Origin of the sequence: Stenotrophomonas sp. PE591 (assembly GCF_018320795.1) — a bacterium.
GTDB lineage: Bacteria > Pseudomonadota > Gammaproteobacteria > Xanthomonadales > Xanthomonadaceae > Stenotrophomonas > Stenotrophomonas maltophilia.
Genome location: NZ_JAAOKO010000002.1, coordinates 64654 through 81985 on the forward strand (window position 1 = coordinate 64654; position 17332 = coordinate 81985).

The following is a 17332-nucleotide window of genomic DNA, read 5'->3' on the forward strand; positions in this document are numbered from 1 at the left end:
ATGAGTACTGCTTCGGACGCCACCAAGACCGGCAAGCTGCGGCTGGGCGGCAGCAACCTCTGGCTGTTCCTGCTGCTGGCATCGATGATCCTGTTCGGCGTCAACACCGGCGTCGCCACCTGGCAGGGCAGTCGCCTGGCCGATGCCGGTTCCAAGGCGGCCGACCTGCAGGTGCTGTCGCAGCAGCTGGCCAACCAGGGCCGTGACGCGGTGGGCGGCAACGCGCAGGCGTTCACCGCCTTCAAGGCGACCCGCAACGCGATCGAACAGAACGTGTCGACACTGCAGGGGCGCTACGGCAAAGAGCCGGGCGTGTCCGGTGCCATCGCCACCCTGGGCGAGACCTGGGCGCCGCTGGGCAAGCAGGCCGGGCAGCTGGTCGCCAGTGAACCGGCGGTGCTGGCGCTGGCTGGCAACGCCAACAACTTCACCGGTGCGGTGCCGGGCCTGCAGGCCCAGCTGAACGAGCTGGTGCGTGCGATGTCGGCCTCCGGCGCGCCGTCGTCGCAGGTGTACAGCGCCCTGCAGCAGGTGGTGGTGGCCGGCTCGATGGCCCGTCGCGTGACCGAAATGCGCGCCGGTGGCAGCGCCGCAGCGACGTCCGGCGATGCACTGGCACGCGACATCACCGTGTTCTCGCAGGTGCTCGACGGCCTGCGCAACGGCAACGAGGAACTGGGCATCACCGCCGTGCGCGGTGCCGCCGCCGTCGCCGCACTGGAGCAGTCGCAGCAGAAGTGGGAAGCGATGAAGCAGGACGCTGACGCGATCCTGGCCAGCTCGCGCCAGCTGTTCGCGGCGCAGTCCGCAGCCACCGCGCTGGGCCAGGGTTCGGCCCACATGCTGGATGACAGCCGCAAGCTGTTCGACGCGTTCTCCTCATTCGGCTCGGTGTCTGACACCCGCCTGTTCCCGAACTTCTGGATCGGTGTGGTGTCCGGTGCGCTGTCGCTGATCGCGATCATCGGCTTCGTTTCCACCAACGTGCGCAGCCGCTCGCGCGAGCAGGAACTGCGTTACCAGACCCAGGTGGAATTCAACAGCCGCAACCAGCAGGCGATCATGCGGCTGCTGGACGAAATCTCCTCGCTGGGTGAGGGCGACCTGACGGTGAAGGCCTCGGTGACCGAGGACATGACCGGCGCCATCGCCGACGCGATCAATTACGCCGTCGACGAGCTGCGCCACCTGGTGACCACCATCAACGACACCTCGGCCAAGGTCGCGCTGTCCACCCAGGAAACCCAGGCCACCGCCATGCAGCTGGCAGAGGCGGCGGGCCACCAGGCCAACCAGATCACCTCGGCGTCGGACCGCATCGGCGAAATCGCGGCGAGCATCGAACAGGTGTCGCGCAACTCGGCCGAGTCGGCCGACGTGGCACAACGTTCGGTGGTGATCGCCGCCGAAGGTGCCGGCGTGGTGCGCGAGACCATCCAGGGCATGGACCAGATCCGTGACCAGATCCAGGAAACCTCCAAGCGCATCAAGCGCCTGGGTGAGTCGTCGCAGGAAATCGGCTCGATCGTGGAACTGATCAACGACATTTCCGAACAGACCAACATCCTGGCGTTGAACGCGGCAGTGCAGGCGGCGTCGGCCGGTGAAGCGGGTCGCGGTTTCGCGGTCGTGGCCGACGAAGTGCAGCGCCTGGCAGAACGTACCTCCGGCGCGACCCGACGCATCGAGAACCTGGTGCAGGCGATCCAGGCCGATACCAACGAAGCGGTCACCTCGATGGAACAGACCACCGCCGAAGTGGTGTCCGGTGCACGCCTGGCCGAGGACGCCGGCACCGCGCTGACCGAGATCGAGCGCGTGTCCAATGCACTGAACACCCTCATCAAGAACATCTCCATCGCCGCCCAGCAGCAGTCGGCTGCGGCCTCGGACATCACCCGCACCATGGGCGTGATCCGGCAGATCACCGGCCAGACCTCGCAGGGTGCCGGGCAGACCGCCGAATCGATCGGCCACCTCGCGCAGCTGGCGGCCGACCTGCGTCGTTCGGTCGCCGACTTCAAGCTGCCGGCGTGACGCGGGCAGGGCGGCGAGCAAGGAACCAGTCGATGAAGCATTTCCATTCCCCACGCCAGAACTCGCGCGGCTTCCGCGCGGCGGCGAACGGAGCGCGTCCATGAGCAGTCTGCGCGATGCGATGAGCCACGCAGCGCTGGGCTGGGTCAAGCCCGAGCTGGACGAGACCCTGCGCCAGGTGCGCAACGAAGTCGAGTACTACGCGGAAGACCCGACCGACGCCAGCCGCATGCGCATCTGTGCCGGCTACCTGCACCAGGTACAGGGCACCCTGCGCATGGTCGAGCTGTACGCCCCGGCCATGGTGGCCGAGGAGCTGGAACAGCTGGCCAATGCCATCGGCGCCGGTGGCGTGGCCGATCGGGATGAAGCCTGCGCGACCCTGATGCGTGGCAGCGTGCTGCTGCCCGATTACCTGGAGCGCCTGCAGAACGGTCACCGTGACATCCCGATCGTGCTGATGCCGCTGCTGAATGAGATCCGTGCCGCACGTGGCGAAGAGGGCGTGCATGACAGCGTGCTGCTGGCATTCGCACCGGACAGCATCACTGCCACCGAGGCCGAGCTGGACCATGCCCGTGGCAGCTTGAGCGGGCGCAACCGCGAGCTGCTCGATACCGTGGGCAGTGCAGTGAAGGAAGAACTGCTGCGCATCAAGGATGCGCTGGACCTGCACCTGCGTACCGGCGGTGCGCCGGAGCAGCTGCAGACCCAGGCCAACGAGCTCGGTGCGGTCGCCGATACGCTGGGCATGATGGGCCTGGGCGTGGCCCGCGGCGTGGTCGTGCAGCAACGTGATGCCCTGCGTGGCGTGGTCGAGGGCCGCCAGCAGATCGACGAAAACCTGCTGCTGGATATCGCCGGGGCGCTGCTCTACGTGGATGCGTCGCTGGATGACCAGGTCGCCCACCTGGGCGCCGGCGGCAGTGGCCAGGACGATCCGAGCGCAGTGGAGAACCGGCGCACGGTAGAGGTGCTGGCGCACGAGGCCATCGCCAACTTCGCCGCCGCGCGCGAGCACTTCGTCGCGTTCATTGAAACCAGCTGGAACCATGCCGAGCTGCAGGATGTGCCGCGCCTGCTGGGCGATGTGTCCGGTGCGCTGCGCATGCTCGACCTGGGTACCGCCGCCGATTACCTGCGCGGTGTGCAGCAGTACATCGAAGCCGAGCTGATCGGTCGCCAGCGCGTGCCGAGTGGCCGCCAGCTGGACACCCTGGCCGACGCCATGGCCAGCCTGGAGTACTACCTGGAAGCCCTGCGCGACCGTCGTCCGGGTCGCGAGGACATCCTCGACATCACCCGCAGCAGCCTTGAGGCGCTGCGCTACTGGCCGTTGCCGGACCACGATGCGGCTGAGCCGGCAGCGTCCGTGCCGCAGTCGATCGAGCGTGAGCCGGTCGTGCTGCAGGGCGAGGCACTGCAGCCAGAGCACATCGAGATCCCGGTACAGTCGGCCGCGCCGGCACCCGGTGAGGTGCCGGTACCGCTGCCGGACTTCACCTTCGATCCGCCACCGCCCAGGCCTTCGCCTGCAGCGGCGGACAACAGCTTGATGTTCGGTGGGCTGGAATCCGTCGCCTCCGCGCCGCTGTCGCTGCGTGACGAGTCGGATGCACCGCTGGTCTTTGCCGCCTCCAGTGCACCTGCACCCGAGGTCCCGCAATGGGATCTGGCACCGTTCCATCCTGAGGCCGATCCGCTCGCTCCAGCGGACGATGAGCGCAGTCCGACGTTTGCCAGCTTCGATCCGGTCAGTTTCGAACAGCTTGATGCAGGGCAGGGCGCCGCCACCCAGTGGACGCTGTCGGAGGCGGCTCTGCCAGTGCAGTCCGATGCGACAAGCGGCCTGGACGTAGAGGACGCCGCCGACGCCTCGCTGTCCATCGAGACCGGCGCGCATGCCGCACCGGGGTTCGACCCGGTGGCCGCCGAACATGACGCGGTTTCTGCAAGTGACGACGTCGTGTTCCGTTTCGATGCCGATGCGCTGGACAATGCCGACGACGTGTTGTCGCTGCATGCGATGGAGGCATTGTCGCTGGAGGACGCTGCCGGGCTGCATCCGTCGCTGGAGAGCGTCGATGCCACTGCCCCTGCGGTGGTGGAAGAGAGCCCGGCTGCCGCAGAGCCGGACATCACCCCTGTGGATGTGCCGGTGGAAGCGCCCGCACCGCTTGCCGATGTGCCGGCAGCGGCGGTGTCGATGATCGACATCGACACCATCGCACCGATTGATTTCAGCGAAGCCGACGCGCAGTTCTTTGCCGAGCTGAGCGCTGCCGCCGCGGACTTCAATCCGCAGGCGACCCCGACGCCGGCCGATGCGGAAGCGCCAGTCGCCGTGGGCAGCGCGGAAGATGCAGACGCCGGCTTCGAGGCCGGCTTCGACGACGATGCCGAGAACATCGACGAGGACATCCGCGAGGTGTTCCTGGAAGAGTTCGACGACGAACTGGCCAACCTCGGAACGTTGCTGCCGGCATGGCGCATGCAGCCGGACAACATGGACCGTCTGCGTCCCATCCGCCGCATCTTCCATACGCTCAAGGGCAGTGGCCGACTGGTCGGTGCACGCACCCTGGGCGAATTCGCGTGGAAGATCGAGGGCATGCTCAACCGCGTGCTCGACGGCAGCCGCCCGGCGACGCCAGCCGTGCTGGCCATGGTCGACAACGCGCATGCCGCGCTGCCGCAGCTGAACGCCGCGTTGCGTCATGGCCAGCGGATCAGCGTGGACCTGCAGGCGATGCAGGCCATTGCCGATCGCGTCGGCGCGGGTGAGGAAACCTATTACGTACCGCTGCCGGTTGCGGCCGCTCCCGCCGCACCGGTGGTCGAAGCCGATGGCGAGGACGAGATCAGCCGCATTCTCGAAGCCGAAGCAATGGCGTCGGTGCAGGCTGAAGCCGATGCGGACCCGGCGCCTGAAGCATTGGGCACGCCGGCCAACATCGACAGCGTGCTGCGCGAGATCCTGGAAGCCGAAGTGGAAGTCCACCAGGCGACCCTGCAGGACTGGCTGCGCTCGGCGCAGCAGGCGCCGCAGCCGGTCAGCGACGCACTGCTGCGTGCGGTGCACACCATGAACGGCGCCTTCGCGATGACCGAAGTGCCGGAAATCACTGCCGTTACCGGCGGTGCCGAGTCCTACATCAAGCGCGCGCTGGCTGCAGACGTGGTGCCGGGCGACGAGGGCGTGGCCGCGCTGGATGCGACCGCGCAGGCGATCACCGCGACCATGGAAGCGCTGCAGGCCGAGCAGCCGCGCATCACGCCACAGGAAGCGCTGGTACAGCGCCTGCAGGCGCTGGCCGGTGAACTGCCGGAAGCGCGCTGGCCGATGGTCGGGCTGGAGGACGAGGATGAAGAGGGCATCGAGCTGGCGCCTGATGCCGGGCAGGCATCCGAAGCCGAAGCGCCGCTGGCCGGGCTGGACACGCTGGACGAAACCAGCATGGCGTCCGCTTTCGACGCGGCGCCCGATCTCAGTGCCGAGCCGCAGCCGCTTGCCGAAGATGCGCTGGAACCGGTTCCAGCTGCAACCGACCCGCAGACGCTGGACATCGCGGCCGACAGCGGCCTGAACGTGGGCGAGCTGACCGCCAGCGACGATCTTTCGCGTTACTTCGACGCCGGCTGGCCGTCGGTGCCGGGCGAAGGTGAACCTGCCGTGGCGGACACCGGCGCGATTGAATCGATCCAGCCGGTCGAGAGTGCGCCTGTTGTCGAAGTGGCCGAAGCAGATGCCGTGCCCACGATCGCGACGGTCGACGACGCTGATCTGACCATGGCCGACGATCTGTCGCCCTACCTCGACGCCAGTGCGCTGCCGGTGGATGACCGCGACGCGGAAGAGCGGCCGGTGCCTGCGGAAGTTGACGCGATCGACCTGAATACGCCGTTGTCCTTTGATTCGGGCAGTGGCGATGACAGCGACATTGACGCCACTGCTGCACTGCCACTCGACAGCGGGCTGTCGAGCCTGCAGGATGAAATGGCTGCGCCGGGTTTTGCAGAACCGGTCACGCTGGCAGCCGCGCTCGAGGCCGGCCTGCACGTGATCGAAGAAGAGCAGACCCTGGACGACGACGGGCAATGGCCCGTGCTCGGCCTCCAGGCCAGCGAACTCGCGCCGGGCGAGGCGGAAGCCTTTGCCGAGGATGCGGACGTCGGCGGGGAGGCGGCGGTCGGCGAAGGAGAGAGCGCCGATCAGCCGTCCCCGGCGACGGTGAACGAGGTGAGCGCTGCCGAAGCACTGCAGGCCACCGCCGAGCCGGTGCGGTTCTTCGAACTGGAAGAAGCGCCGGGGCACGGCACGGCCAATACCGATGCCGAACCTGCCGAGGCCGACGCCGGAGAGCGGGCGCCGCTCCACGATGAAGCCTCCACCCTGGAAGACACCGCGGATGGCGCCGATGCGCTCGACTTCAGTGTGTACGACCGCGAACTGGTCGACATCTTCGTCGAGGAAGGCAAGGATCTGCTCGACCACTGCGATGGCCTGATCAGCGAGCTTCGCAATGCGCCTCAGGATCGCGAGGTGCTGGCCGGCCTGCAGCGTGACCTGCACACCTTGAAGGGTGGCGCACGCATGGCCGGCATCAATGCCATCGGCGACCTTGGCCACAGCATCGAATCCCTGCTGGAAGCCGTGGCGGCCGGCCGCACCGAGATCGAACGCCGCGACGTGCAGCTGCTGGAGCGCGGCTTCGACCGCCTGCACCAGCTGCTGACGCGGACCGGTGCCCACCGCGTGGTGGCGCCTGCACAGGACCTGGTGGAGGCCTTCGAGGTCCGCACCACCACCGATATCGCGGCGGCCGCTGCGGCCGCGCGTGCGGCCAGCGAGGCCGAGGCCGTGCCGGCACAGGCTGTGGGCCCGCTGACGACGCCGGCCGATGCCCCGCTGTCGGCACCACTGCCGGCCGAAGGCGTGGCCGACGAAGATCCGCTGGCGCGTCCGCAGCAGGAGCAGGTGCGGGTGCGCGCCGACCTGCTCGACCGCCTGGTCAACCATGCCGGTGAAGTGGCGATCTATCGCTCGCGTCTGGAACAGCAGCTGGGTGCCTTCCGTGGTGCCATGGCCGAACTGGAGCGCACCAATGCGCGACTGCGCGACCAGCTGCGCCGACTCGACCTGGAAACCGAGGCGCAGATCGTCGCCCGCTACCAGCGCGAGCAGGACCAGGCGGACCAGAAGTTCGATCCGCTGGAACTGGACCGTTTCTCCACCCTGCAGCAGCTCAGCCGTGCGCTGAACGAGTCCGCCGCCGACCTTGGCGGCCTGCAGGGCGTCCTGGACGATCTGTCGCGCCAGTACGACTCCCTGCTGCAGCAGCAGTCGCGCGTCAGCTCGGAATTGCAGGATGGCCTGATGCGCGCGCGCATGGTGCCGTTCGACGGTCTGGTGCCGCGCCTGCGCCGCGTGGTCCGCCAGTCCGGCATGGATACCGGCAAGCAGGTCCACCTGACCCTGGAAGGTACCCACGGCGAACTGGACCGCAACGTCCTCGACCGCATGGTCGCGCCGCTGGAACACATGCTGCGCAACTCCGTGGCGCATGGCCTGGAAGCGCCGGAACAGCGCCGCGCCGCCGGCAAGCCGGAGGAGGGCGAGATCGCCATCCGCCTGCACCGCGAAGGCTCGGAAATCGTGCTGGAAGTGGCCGACGACGGCGCCGGCCTGGACCGCGAGGCGATCCGCCGCCGCGCCATCGACCGTGGCCTGCTGGCTGCCGATGCGCAGCCGAACGAGCAGGAACTGGACAACCTGATCTTCGCCTCTGGTTTCACCACCGCCGACCAGGTCAGCCAGCTGGCCGGCCGTGGCGTGGGCATGGACGTGGTGCGCAACGAAGTGCGCCAGCTGGGCGGTTCGGTCGATATCCAGTCAGTGCGGGGCCAGGGCGTGCGCTTCACCCTGCGCCTGCCGCAGACGCTGGCGGTCACCCAGGCGGTGTTCGTGCAGATCGGCGAAACCACCTTTGCGGTGCCGGTCGCATCGGTCAGTGGCATCGGCCGCCTGTCGCGCGAGCGTTTCGAAGCGGCCGACAGCAGCTATCGCTACAGCGGCGAGGACTATCCGCTGTACGACCTCGGCAGCCTGGTCGGGCAGGCCCCGGCGCGTGCCGATGGCCAGGACCAGGTACCGCTGCTGCTGGTCCGTGCTGGTGACCTGCGTGCCGCCGTGGCGATCGACCAGGTGCTGGGCAACCGCGAAATCGTGGTCAAGCCGGTCGGCCTGCAGATCGCGTCGGTGCCGGGCATCTACGGTGCAACCATCACCGGCGATGGCCGCGTGGTGGTGATCCTGGACGTCGCGCCGCTGGTGCGCCGCTTCCTCGCCAACCCGACGCTGCCGGTGCTGGCCAACGCGCCACGCCAGGAGCGCCAGGTGCCGCTGGTGATGGTGGTGGACGATTCGCTGACCATGCGCAAGGTGACCGGGCGCATCCTCGAACGCCACAACTTCGAGGTCAGCGTCGCCCGCGACGGCGTGGAAGCACTGGAGCGCCTGGAAGAACGCGTGCCCGACCTGATGCTGCTGGATATCGAGATGCCGCGCATGGATGGTTACGAGCTGGCCACCGCGATGCGCGCCGACCCGCGCTACAAGGACGTGCCGATCGTGATGATCACCTCGCGCAGCGGCGACAAGCACCGCCAGCGCGCCTTCGAGATCGGCGTGCAGCGCTACCTGGGCAAGCCGTACCAGGAGCTGGACCTGATGCGTAACGTGTACGACCTGCTGGGGATCGCCCGTGTCCGTGAGTGAAGCCCAGGCGGCCCCGGCCGTCGCCCTGCTGGCCCGTCCTGGCGCGGCGCGCGAGCGCCTGCGCGAGGCGTTGTCGCATGCCGATGTGCAGCTGGTGCTGGAAGACGACCCCAACGGCCTGGAGCCGCAGCTGCTGCAGGACGCGCGTCCACAGTTCGTGGTGATCGCGCTGGAAGCGGCCATCGAGGATGCTCTGGAGCGGCTTGAAGCGGTGCTGTCCGCACCAGGCCTGACCCTGGTCTTCGACGAAGCCGAGCTGGCGGCGCGCCGTGATGGCTGGGAGGCACAGCGCTGGGGCCGCCATCTGGCCGCCAAGCTGCACGGCCACCAGCAGGTGCTGCCGCCGGGTGCGGAAGACGAACCCGCCCTGCAGCTGGAACCGGGTCACCCGGCACCGCCGCCGGCACCACGGGAAGAAGCGCTCCAGCCGCATCTGGACCAGGCATTGAGCTGGGCCGACGAGGTGCCGGCGGACAGCCTGTATGCGCCACCGGCGCACCTGCACGAACCGATCGCGCTGGAGCAGGCACTGGCCGCGCTGCAGCCGGTGGTGGCGGAGCCGCTGGAGGCAGCGCCGATGCAGCCGGTTGCCGCACCGGCAACGCCTCCGGTGTCCTTCGACCACACCGCGTGGTCGCTGGTCGAGGACGTAGCAGACGCACCCGCAGCCACCGGGTACAGCGCCGCGATGGAAGCCCCGCTGCCGTCCTTCGATACCGATCACCTCAGCCTGGTGGACCTGGACACTGCGGCGTCTGCGGGCGCACGTGCCGGCTCGCTGCTCGTGCTGGCCGGCATTGGCGGCCCGGATGCGCTGCGCCGCCTGCTCGGTGCGCTGCCGTCGTCGCTGAGCGTGCCGGTGCTGGTGCACATGCGCCTGGACGGTGGCCGCTACGGCAACCTGGTCAAGCAGATGGCACGGGTGTCGCCGCTGCCGGTGCAGCTGGCCGAAGCCGGCCAGCGTGCAACACCCGGTGAAGTGCACGTGCTGGCCGATGACATCGGCGTGCAGGCAGCCAGCGACGGCCTGCATTTCGTCAGCGACGCGCAAGGCATTTCGATTGCCGGGCTGCCGGCCGACCACACTGCGCTGGTCCTGCTCAGCGGCGCCGACCTTGCGCATGTGGGTCCGGCGCTGGATCTGGCCGCCGCCGGTGCCTGGGTGGCCGGGCAGGTCGGCGAGGGCTGCTATGACCCTGCCGCAGCCACGGCGGTGGTCGCCGCTGGCATGGTGGCGGGTGAGCCACAGGAACTGGCGCAGGCCATCGCCGCGCGCTGGGGCGTGGAAGACGATAACGGAGAGGCACCATGAGCTATGCCAGCAATGACGAAATCCGCGGCGTCCTGATCCAGGCCGGCAACGAGCGCGTGCTGCTGCCCAATGCCACCGTGGCCGAAATGATGTCGCGGGTGCCGGTGCAGCCGGTTTCCGACGCCCCGCGCTGGCTGGTCGGCGAAATCGGCTGGCACGGCTGGCAGGTGCCGCTGGTGTCGTTCGCGCGCCTTTCCGGCCTGGGCGAGGAAGCCGTGGGCGGCCACAACAAGGTCGTCGTGCTGAAGGCCCTCAGCGGCAACGCGCAGCGCCCGTACTACGCGCTGCTGACGCAGAATTTCCCGCAGTTGATCTCGGTGCCGCGCGATGGCCTGCTGGCCGATGCTTCCGAGGAAACCCTGCCGCAGATCGTGCACATGCGCGTGCTGCTGGGTGAGCAGAGCGCGCTGCTGCCGAACCTGGATGCGCTGGAAGCCGCGCTGGATTCGCTGGCGGCCTGATCGGCAATCCGCCGGTCGGGTTCCCGGTAGTGCCGGCCGCTGGCCGGCAACCTCGTGATCCCTCGGATGCCGGCCAGCGGCCGGCACTACCACCAATCAACCTTACCCCAGGTCGCCCAACCGCGCCTGCAATGCCGCGATCGCGGCCAGCCCGGCGGTCTCCGTGCGCAGGATGCGCGGCCCCAGCTGCAGGCCCTGGAATCCTGCCGCTGCCAGCTGATCCCGGTCGCGCGGCGACCAGCCGCCTTCCGGGCCGATCGCGATCACGATGCCGCCCGTCGGCGCCGCGTCGAGCATCGACAGGCGATGGGCACCGTGCGGGTCCAGCGTCAGCCGCAGCGTATCGGCCGGCAGCGTCGTCGCCGCCTGCGCCAGTGACACCGGCGATCCAACCTGCGGAATGCGCGCGCGCCCGGACTGGCCGCAGGCCGAGGTCACCACGTTGTTCCAGTGCGCTACGCGCTTCTCCGCGCGCGCGGCATCCAGCTTCACTTCGGTGCGCTCGGCATTCACCGGAACGATGGCGCTCACGCCCAGCTCGGTGGCCTTCTGCAGGATCAGGTCCATCTTCTCGCCTCGGGCAATGCCCTGCAGCAGAGTGATCGCCAGCGGCGATTCGTTGTCCACCGCCTGCACCGCATCGATGCGCACCTGCACCTCGCGCTTGCCGGCGGCGGTCAGCGTGGCGCTGTAGTCGTGGCCATCGCCGTTGAACAGCACGCAGGTATCACCCTCGCGCAGGCGCATCACCCGCACCAGATGGTTGGCCGTCTCTTCCGGCAGGGTCACGGTCTGGCCGCTGTGCAGCGCCAGGTCGATGGGGCAGCGGGTCACGCGCATGCAATCGCCTCGTCAATCGCCGCCAGCGTGGTATGTGCCAGCAGCTCCAGTTGTTCGTCATCCACGCAGTAGGGTGGCATCCAGTACAGCACGTCGCCCAGCGGACGCAGCACCACGCCACGTTTCAGGGCAGCCTTGTAGGCGTGCAGGCCCAGTCGCAGCGCTGGATCGAACGGCGTGCGCTTGTTGCCATCACGCGACAGCTCGAAGGCCACCACCATGCCGGCCTGGCGGACGTCGGCCACGTGCGGATGGTCGCTCAATGGCGCAGCCAGCGCGCCCATCACCGAGGCGATGCCACGGTTGCGGGCGATCACATCGTCGTCGCGGAAGATGTCCAGCGTCGCCAGCGCAGCCGCACAGGCCAGCGGGTTGCCGGTGTAACTGTGCGAATGCAGGAAGGCGCGCTCGCGCGAGTCATCAAGGAAGGCGTCGTACAGCGCCTGCGTGGCCAGCACCGCGGCAAGCGGCAGGAAGCCGCCGGTCAGGCCCTTGGACAGGCACATCAGGTCCGGCATCACGCCAGCCTGCTCGCAGGCGAACAGGGTGCCGGTGCGGCCGAAGCCGGTGGCGATCTCGTCGGCGATCATGAATGCGCCGTGCGCATCACACAGTTCGCGCACCCGCTGCAGGTACACCGGGTCATGCATGCGCATGCCGCCGGCGCACTGCAGGCGCGGTTCCAGGATCACTGCGCAGATCTCGCCGGGATGCTGTTCAAACAGGGTGGCCAGGCCATCAGCGGCCTGGCGTGCGCGATCAGCCGCACTCTGGCCCGGCTCGGCCAGGTAGGCATCGGGCGAGGGCGCGAACAGGCCTTCGGCCAGCAGCGGCGCGTAGACGCGGCGGTACAGCGGAATGTCCGCCATCGCCAGCGCTCCAAGGGTCTCGCCGTGGTAACCGTTCTCCAGCGCGATGAAGCGCGTGCGCCTTGGCTCGCCGCGGTTCTGGAAATACTGGAAGGCCATCTTCAGCGCGACTTCAACGCCGGCCGAGCCGTTGTCGGCATAGAACACCTTGGCCAGCGGCTCGCGGCCGGGCTGGCGTGGCGCCAGCGCCAGCAGGCGCTCGGCCAGGGTGATCGCCGGCTCATGGCCGAAGCCAGCCAGCATCACCTGTTCCAGCTGCCCGGCCTGCGCCGCGATGGCGCCGCCGATGCGCGGCTCGGCATGGCCGAACAGATTGGTCCACCAGCTGCTGACGGCGTCCAGATAGCGGTTGCCGTCGTGATCGATCAGCCATGCGCCTTCACCACTGGCGATCGGCACCAGCGGCAGGGTATGCGGGTGCTCACGCATCTGCGTGCACGGATGCCACAGCACCTGCAGGTCGCGTTGCCGCCAGTGCTGGGCCAGCGGGGAGGGGGTTGGGTCTGCTAGCATTTCGGGCTCATGAACATGTTGCTGCCTGCACATTCTATCGGCCCCGGCGCTGGCGCCGGCCGCCGCGGAGATTCCGCATGAACGATGACCGTGCCGGCCGGCGCTTGCCGATCATCCATCGGATCACCGATGAGGAGAACGGCCCCTTCCAGCGCCAGCACCTGGACCTGGAGTTCTCCAACGGTGAACGCCGCCGCTTCGAACGCCTGGTCAGCCGTGGCCATGGTGCGGTGGTGGTGGTGCCGATGCTCGATGACGAGACGGTGCTGCTGGTTCGTGAATACGCCGCCGGCATGCACCGCTATGAACTGGGCCTGGTCAAGGGCCGGATCGACGCCGGCGAAACCCCCGGGCAGGCCGCCGACCGCGAGCTGAAGGAAGAGGCCGGGTACGGTGCACGCCGGGTCGACGTGCTGCGCGCGATGACCCTGGCCCCCACCTACATGAGCCACCAGTCGTGGCTGGTGGTGGCACGCGACCTGTATCCGGAAAAGCTGGCCGGCGACGAGCCGGAAGAACTGGAGGTGGTGCCGTGGAAGCTGGCCGAACTGGACCAGCTGATGCTGCGCGAGGACTTCTCCGAGGGACGCTCGCTGGCGGCGCTGTTCATCGCTCGCCAGTGGCTGCAGGGAACGCGATGATCAAACTGACCACGGACCTGCGCGAGACCGCCATCGCCATCGCCCAGGAAGCCGGACAGGCCATCATGCAGGTGTACGTCGATGGCTTCGAGGTGCAGATCAAGGACGACGACAGCCCGGTCACCGCCGCCGACCTGGCCGCCAACCAGGTCATCGAACTGGGCCTGCGCCAGCTGACCCCGGACCTGCCGATCCTGTCGGAGGAATCGGCGCAGGTGCCGTGGGAGCACCGCCGCCACTGGGGCGCGTACTGGCTGGTGGATCCGCTTGACGGCACCCGCGAGTTCGTCAAGCGCAATGGCGAGTTCAGCGTCAACATCGCGCTGATCTACCAGGGCGCACCAGCGTTCGGCGTGGTGTTGGCCCCGGTGACCGGCATCGTCTGGCATGCCATGCGTGGCGAGCTGGCCTATCGCCGGCAGGGCCTGCACGACACCGTGCTGCGCACCCGCACGCCGGCCACCGCCCCGCTGCGCGTCGCCGCCAGCCGCTCGCACCGTTCGCCGGAAACCGAGGCGCTGCTGGCACGCATGGGCCGCATCGAGACCATCGCGCAGGGCTCGTCGCTGAAATTCTGCCGGATCGCCGAAGGTGGCCTGGATGTCTACCCTCGGCTGGGCCCGACCTCCGAATGGGATACCGCGGCCGGCCAGTGCGTGCTGCACGCGGCTGGTGGTGCGGTGCTGTCGGCGGCGACCGGCAAGCCGTTCCGCTACAACCGCCGCGAAACCCTGTTGAACGGTGATTTCATTGCCCTTGGTGATACCAGCCTGCCGTGGCGCGACTGGTTGTCCGACTGACCCTGGAGGCCGCATGAGCGCGCACGACACCCCCACCACCGGCAGCGCCGCCGCCCACGAGCTGGAGCGCCTGCTGGCGATCATGGCGCGCCTGCGTGACCCGCAGGGCGGCTGCCCGTGGGATCTGGAGCAGAACTTCGCAACCATCGCGCCGTACACCATCGAGGAAGCCTACGAGGTGGCCGATGCGATCGACCGTGGCGACCTCGACGATCTCTGCGACGAGCTCGGGGACCTGCTGCTGCAGGTGGTGTTCCATGCGCGCATGGCCGAGGAGCAGGGCGCGTTCGGCTTCGCCGAGGTCGCCCGCGCGATCAGCGACAAGATGCAGCGCCGCCACCCGCACGTGTTCGCCGATGTCAGCGTCGACGATGCCGATGGGGTGATGCGCAACTGGGAGGCGATCAAGCGCGCCGAGCGTGCCGCCAAGGGCGAGCAGGACACCTCCGCGCTGGCCGGCATTTCGCGCGGGCTGCCGGAATGGCAGCGGGCGGTGAAGCTGCAGTCGCGTGCGGCCAAGGTCGGCTTCGACTGGCCCGGCCCGTTGCCGGTGCTGGACAAGGCGGCCGAGGAACTGCAGGAACTGCGCGAGGAGTTCGAACGCGGCGATATCGCCGGCAACAAGGCGCGGCTGCAGGAAGAACTGGGCGACCTGCTGTTCGTCTGCGCCAACCTGGCGCGCCATGCCGACATCGACCTGGGTGCGGCGCTGCGCGGGGCCAACCACAAGTTCGAGCGGCGCTTCCGCGCGATGGAAGCGCAGGCCGACGCGCAGGGTGGGGCGCTGGCTGCGATGGGCCTGGATGCGCAGGAGGCGTTGTGGCAGCACGCCAAGGCGGCGGAGAAGGCGTGAAGACACTCGGCCTGTTCCTGCTGACAGCGCTGGCCGAGATCGTTGGCTGCTACCTGCCGTGGTTGTGGCTGCGCAAGGGAGGCAGCGTCTGGCTGCTGCTGCCGGCCGCGGCCAGCCTGGCCCTGTTCGCCTGGCTGCTGACCCTGCATCCGACTGCCAGTGGACGGGTCTATGCCGCCTACGGTGGCGTGTACATCGGCACCGCGCTGTTCTGGTTGTGGCTGGTCGACGGCATCCGCCCCAGCCGCTGGGACCTGTTCGGTGCAGCCCTGTGCCTGGCCGGCATGGCGGTGATCATGTTCGGGCCGCGCACCTCATCGGTGTAGCGCCGGGCCATGCGTGGCTGCGCCTCCTTCCGACCGCGCTGGCGCGCGCAAGCCGGGCATGGCTCGGCGCCACAAGGTCAGCGATGGTGCATGATGGCGACGACCCTGGTTCCCGGAGCACGCGCATGTCCCGCTTCGCCAGCTTCCGCGAGTTCTATCCGTTCTACCTCAGCGAGCATCGCCACCCGGTGTCGCGCCGGCTGCACTTCATCGGCAGCTGCGGCGTACTGCTGCTGGTCGCGGCAGCGATCCTGCGTGGGCAGCCGGTGCTGCTGCTGGCTGCCCTGTTCTGCGGTTACAGCTTCGCCTGGGTTGGCCATTTCTTCTTCGAGAAGAACCGCCCGGCCACCTTCCAGCACCCGCTGTACTCGTTCATGGGCGACTGGGTGATGTTCGCCGACATCCTTCGCGGGCGCATGCCCTGGTAGCTCCGCTGTGAATGCGGCCTTCACGCGCTATGCTGGGGCCTGGACGTCATAGATAAGGAAAGCAAGATGTTCCCGACCATGTTCTTTACCGTGGTGCTGGCCTTCGTGGCCGTGGTGATCCTGTTCAAGGCGGTACGGATGGTGCCCCAGGGCTACGAGTGGACCGTCGAGCGCTTCGGGCGCTACACGCACACCATGACCCCCGGCCTGCACTTCCTGATTCCGATCGTGTACGGGGTCGGGCGCAAGGTGAACATGATGGAGCAGGTGCTGGATGTACCCAGCCAGGAAGTGATCACCAAGGACAACGCCGCCGTGCGCGTGGACGGCGTGGTGTTCTTCCAGGTACTGGATGCCGCCAAGGCTGCCTATGAGGTGGCCAATCTGGAAGTGGCGATGATCGCCCTGGTGCAGACCAACATCCGTACCGTGATCGGTTCGATGGACCTGGATGAATCGCTCAGCCAGCGCGAGGTGATCAATGCCCAGCTGCTGAGCGTGGTCGACCATGCCACCAATCCCTGGGGCGTGAAGGTCAACCGCATCGAGATCCGCGACATCCAGCCGCCGCGCGACCTGCTGGATGCGATGGCGCGGCAGATGAAGGCCGAGCGCGAGAAGCGCGCGCAGATTCTAGAGGCAGAGGGTTCCCGCCAGTCGGAGATCCTGCGTGCCGATGGCGAAAAGCAGGCCACCGTGCTGGAGGCCGAAGGCCGTCGCGAAGCTGCGTTCCGCGATGCCGAGGCGCGCGAACGCCTGGCCGAGGCCGAAGCGATGGCGACCAAGGTGGTGTCGGCGGCGATTGCCGAGGGCGACGTGCAGGCGATCAACTACTTTGTTGCGCAGAAGTACGTGGAAGCGTTCAAGGAGCTGGCCAGTTCGCCGAACCAGAAGCTGGTGCTGATGCCGATGGAGGCCAGTGGCGTGATCGGTTCGATCGCCGGCGTGGCCGAACTGGCGAAGCAGGCGCTGGCCAGCCAGGACAACAAGGCCGCCGGCAAGCGGCCGCCGCCGCTCGGAGGCTGACATGCGCTGGGAAGTCGTCGGTTGGGGCGCGCTGGCGCTGCTGCTGTTTGCCGCCGAGGCGTTGGCGCCCGGGGCGTTCATGCTGTGGATCGGCATTGGCGCGGCGGCGGTGTTCGTACTGGTTGCGGTGTTCAGCGGCATTCCATTGCTGTGGCAGGTCGTTGCCTTCGTCGTGCTGAGCGTTGTCTCGATCCAGTGCTACCGGCGCTGGGGCAAGGCAAGGGCGCGACCCAGCGATGCACCGTTGCTCAACCGCCGCGCCGAACAACTGGTTGGACGGGTGGTGCCGTTGCAGCAGGGTATCGTTGGTGGGCAGGGCCGGGTCAGCATCGACGACGCGTACTGGCAGGTCAGCGGCCCGGAGTTGCCTGCAGGTACGTGGGTGCGGGTGCGCAGCGTGCAGGGCACGGTGCTGGTGGTCGAGGCGGTGGCCCAGGGCTGAGGCTGC

13 protein-coding genes are annotated in these 17332 nt (G+C 68.4%); 11 read left to right on the plus strand and 2 right to left on the minus strand.

The window, feature by feature from the left end:
- The 4 genes from JLDANKMP_RS05505 to JLDANKMP_RS05520 all read left to right on the plus strand — a co-directional run bounded on the left by JLDANKMP_RS05505 (position 1) and on the right by JLDANKMP_RS05520 (position 10588).
- On the plus strand, positions 1-2037 hold the full coding sequence (locus JLDANKMP_RS05505) for a methyl-accepting chemotaxis protein (RefSeq protein ID WP_005410715.1): 2037 nt from the start codon (positions 1-3) through the stop codon (positions 2035-2037).
- Between the two features lie 100 nt (positions 2038-2137).
- Positions 2138-8815 carry an Hpt domain-containing protein gene (locus JLDANKMP_RS05510; RefSeq protein ID WP_212560697.1) on the plus strand — a complete coding sequence of 2226 codons (6678 nt, stop codon included), beginning with the start codon at positions 2138-2140 and terminating at the stop codon, positions 8813-8815.
- Positions 8802-10127 (plus strand): chemotaxis protein CheB, encoded by a 1326-nt coding sequence (locus tag JLDANKMP_RS05515; RefSeq protein ID WP_212560698.1) that lies wholly within the window; start codon positions 8802-8804, stop codon positions 10125-10127. The genes JLDANKMP_RS05510 and JLDANKMP_RS05515 overlap by 14 nt, the downstream gene beginning before the upstream one ends.
- Positions 10124-10588, plus strand: a complete 465-nt coding sequence (locus JLDANKMP_RS05520) for a chemotaxis protein CheW (RefSeq protein ID WP_005410712.1) — start codon at positions 10124-10126, stop codon at positions 10586-10588. The genes JLDANKMP_RS05515 and JLDANKMP_RS05520 overlap by 4 nt, the downstream gene beginning before the upstream one ends.
- A 102-nt stretch (positions 10589-10690) precedes the next feature.
- On the opposite strand, the gene JLDANKMP_RS05525 is transcribed toward JLDANKMP_RS05520, so the two are convergent.
- Together JLDANKMP_RS05525 and bioA are read right to left on the minus strand one after the other, a co-directional pair.
- The gene (locus JLDANKMP_RS05525; protein ID WP_212560699.1) at positions 10691-11428 is read right to left on the minus strand and encodes a 16S rRNA (uracil(1498)-N(3))-methyltransferase; all 738 of its coding nucleotides are present in this window, start codon (positions 11426-11428) and stop codon (positions 10691-10693) included.
- Positions 11419-12810, minus strand: coding sequence for an adenosylmethionine--8-amino-7-oxononanoate transaminase (bioA, locus tag JLDANKMP_RS05530; RefSeq protein ID WP_249336816.1), 1392 nt, complete (start codon positions 12808-12810; stop codon positions 11419-11421). Before bioA ends, JLDANKMP_RS05525 begins: the two co-directional genes overlap by 10 nt.
- A gap of 77 nt (positions 12811-12887) precedes the next feature.
- On the opposite strand from bioA, the gene nudE reads away from it, so the two are divergent.
- The 7 genes from nudE (at position 12888) to JLDANKMP_RS05565 (ending at position 17326) form a co-directional block, all read left to right on the plus strand.
- Positions 12888-13451: an ADP compounds hydrolase NudE gene (gene nudE / locus JLDANKMP_RS05535; RefSeq protein ID WP_033833433.1), complete on the plus strand. Its 564-nt coding sequence runs from the start codon at positions 12888-12890 to the stop codon at positions 13449-13451.
- Positions 13448-14251: a 3'(2'),5'-bisphosphate nucleotidase CysQ gene (cysQ, locus tag JLDANKMP_RS05540; RefSeq protein WP_212560701.1), complete on the plus strand. Its 804-nt coding sequence runs from the start codon at positions 13448-13450 to the stop codon at positions 14249-14251. Before nudE ends, cysQ begins: the two co-directional genes overlap by 4 nt.
- A gap of 13 nt (positions 14252-14264) precedes the next feature.
- Positions 14265-15104: a nucleoside triphosphate pyrophosphohydrolase gene (mazG, locus tag JLDANKMP_RS05545; protein WP_212560702.1), complete on the plus strand. Its 840-nt coding sequence runs from the start codon at positions 14265-14267 to the stop codon at positions 15102-15104.
- Positions 15101-15430, plus strand: coding sequence for a YnfA family protein (locus JLDANKMP_RS05550; RefSeq protein WP_061478892.1), 330 nt, complete (start codon positions 15101-15103; stop codon positions 15428-15430). Before mazG ends, JLDANKMP_RS05550 begins: the two co-directional genes overlap by 4 nt.
- A 125-nt stretch (positions 15431-15555) precedes the next feature.
- Positions 15556-15858 (plus strand): DUF962 domain-containing protein, encoded by a 303-nt coding sequence (locus tag JLDANKMP_RS05555; protein ID WP_005410705.1) that lies wholly within the window; start codon positions 15556-15558, stop codon positions 15856-15858.
- A 66-nt stretch (positions 15859-15924) separates the two neighbouring features.
- Positions 15925-16884: an SPFH domain-containing protein gene (locus JLDANKMP_RS05560; RefSeq protein WP_005410704.1), complete on the plus strand. Its 960-nt coding sequence runs from the start codon at positions 15925-15927 to the stop codon at positions 16882-16884.
- A gap of 1 nt (position 16885) precedes the next feature.
- On the plus strand, positions 16886-17326 hold the full coding sequence (locus JLDANKMP_RS05565; RefSeq protein ID WP_005410703.1) for an NfeD family protein: 441 nt from the start codon (positions 16886-16888) through the stop codon (positions 17324-17326).
- Positions 17327-17332 lie beyond the last annotated feature (6 nt).

Bases quoted from the DNA above. Each gene is read 5' to 3' on its own strand.
- JLDANKMP_RS05560 (WP_005410704.1), top strand. From the start codon at position 15,925: ATGTTCCCGACCATGTTCTTTACCGTGGTGCTGGCCTTCGTGGCCGTG.
- mazG (WP_212560702.1), top strand. From the start codon at position 14,265: ATGAGCGCGCACGACACCCCCACCACCGGCAGCGCCGCCGCCCACGAG.
- nudE (WP_033833433.1), top strand. From the start codon at position 12,888: ATGAACGATGACCGTGCCGGCCGGCGCTTGCCGATCATCCATCGGATC.
- JLDANKMP_RS05525 (WP_212560699.1), bottom strand. From the start codon at position 11,428: ATGCGCGTGACCCGCTGCCCCATCGACCTGGCGCTGCACAGCGGCCAG.
- JLDANKMP_RS05565 (WP_005410703.1), top strand. From the start codon at position 16,886: ATGCGCTGGGAAGTCGTCGGTTGGGGCGCGCTGGCGCTGCTGCTGTTT.
- cysQ (WP_212560701.1), top strand. From the start codon at position 13,448: ATGATCAAACTGACCACGGACCTGCGCGAGACCGCCATCGCCATCGCC.
- bioA (WP_249336816.1), bottom strand. From the start codon at position 12,810: ATGCTAGCAGACCCAACCCCCTCCCCGCTGGCCCAGCACTGGCGGCAA.
- JLDANKMP_RS05555 (WP_005410705.1), top strand. From the start codon at position 15,556: ATGTCCCGCTTCGCCAGCTTCCGCGAGTTCTATCCGTTCTACCTCAGC.
- JLDANKMP_RS05510 (WP_212560697.1), top strand. From the start codon at position 2,138: ATGAGCAGTCTGCGCGATGCGATGAGCCACGCAGCGCTGGGCTGGGTC.
- JLDANKMP_RS05505 (WP_005410715.1), top strand. From the start codon at position 1: ATGAGTACTGCTTCGGACGCCACCAAGACCGGCAAGCTGCGGCTGGGC.
- JLDANKMP_RS05520 (WP_005410712.1), top strand. From the start codon at position 10,124: ATGAGCTATGCCAGCAATGACGAAATCCGCGGCGTCCTGATCCAGGCC.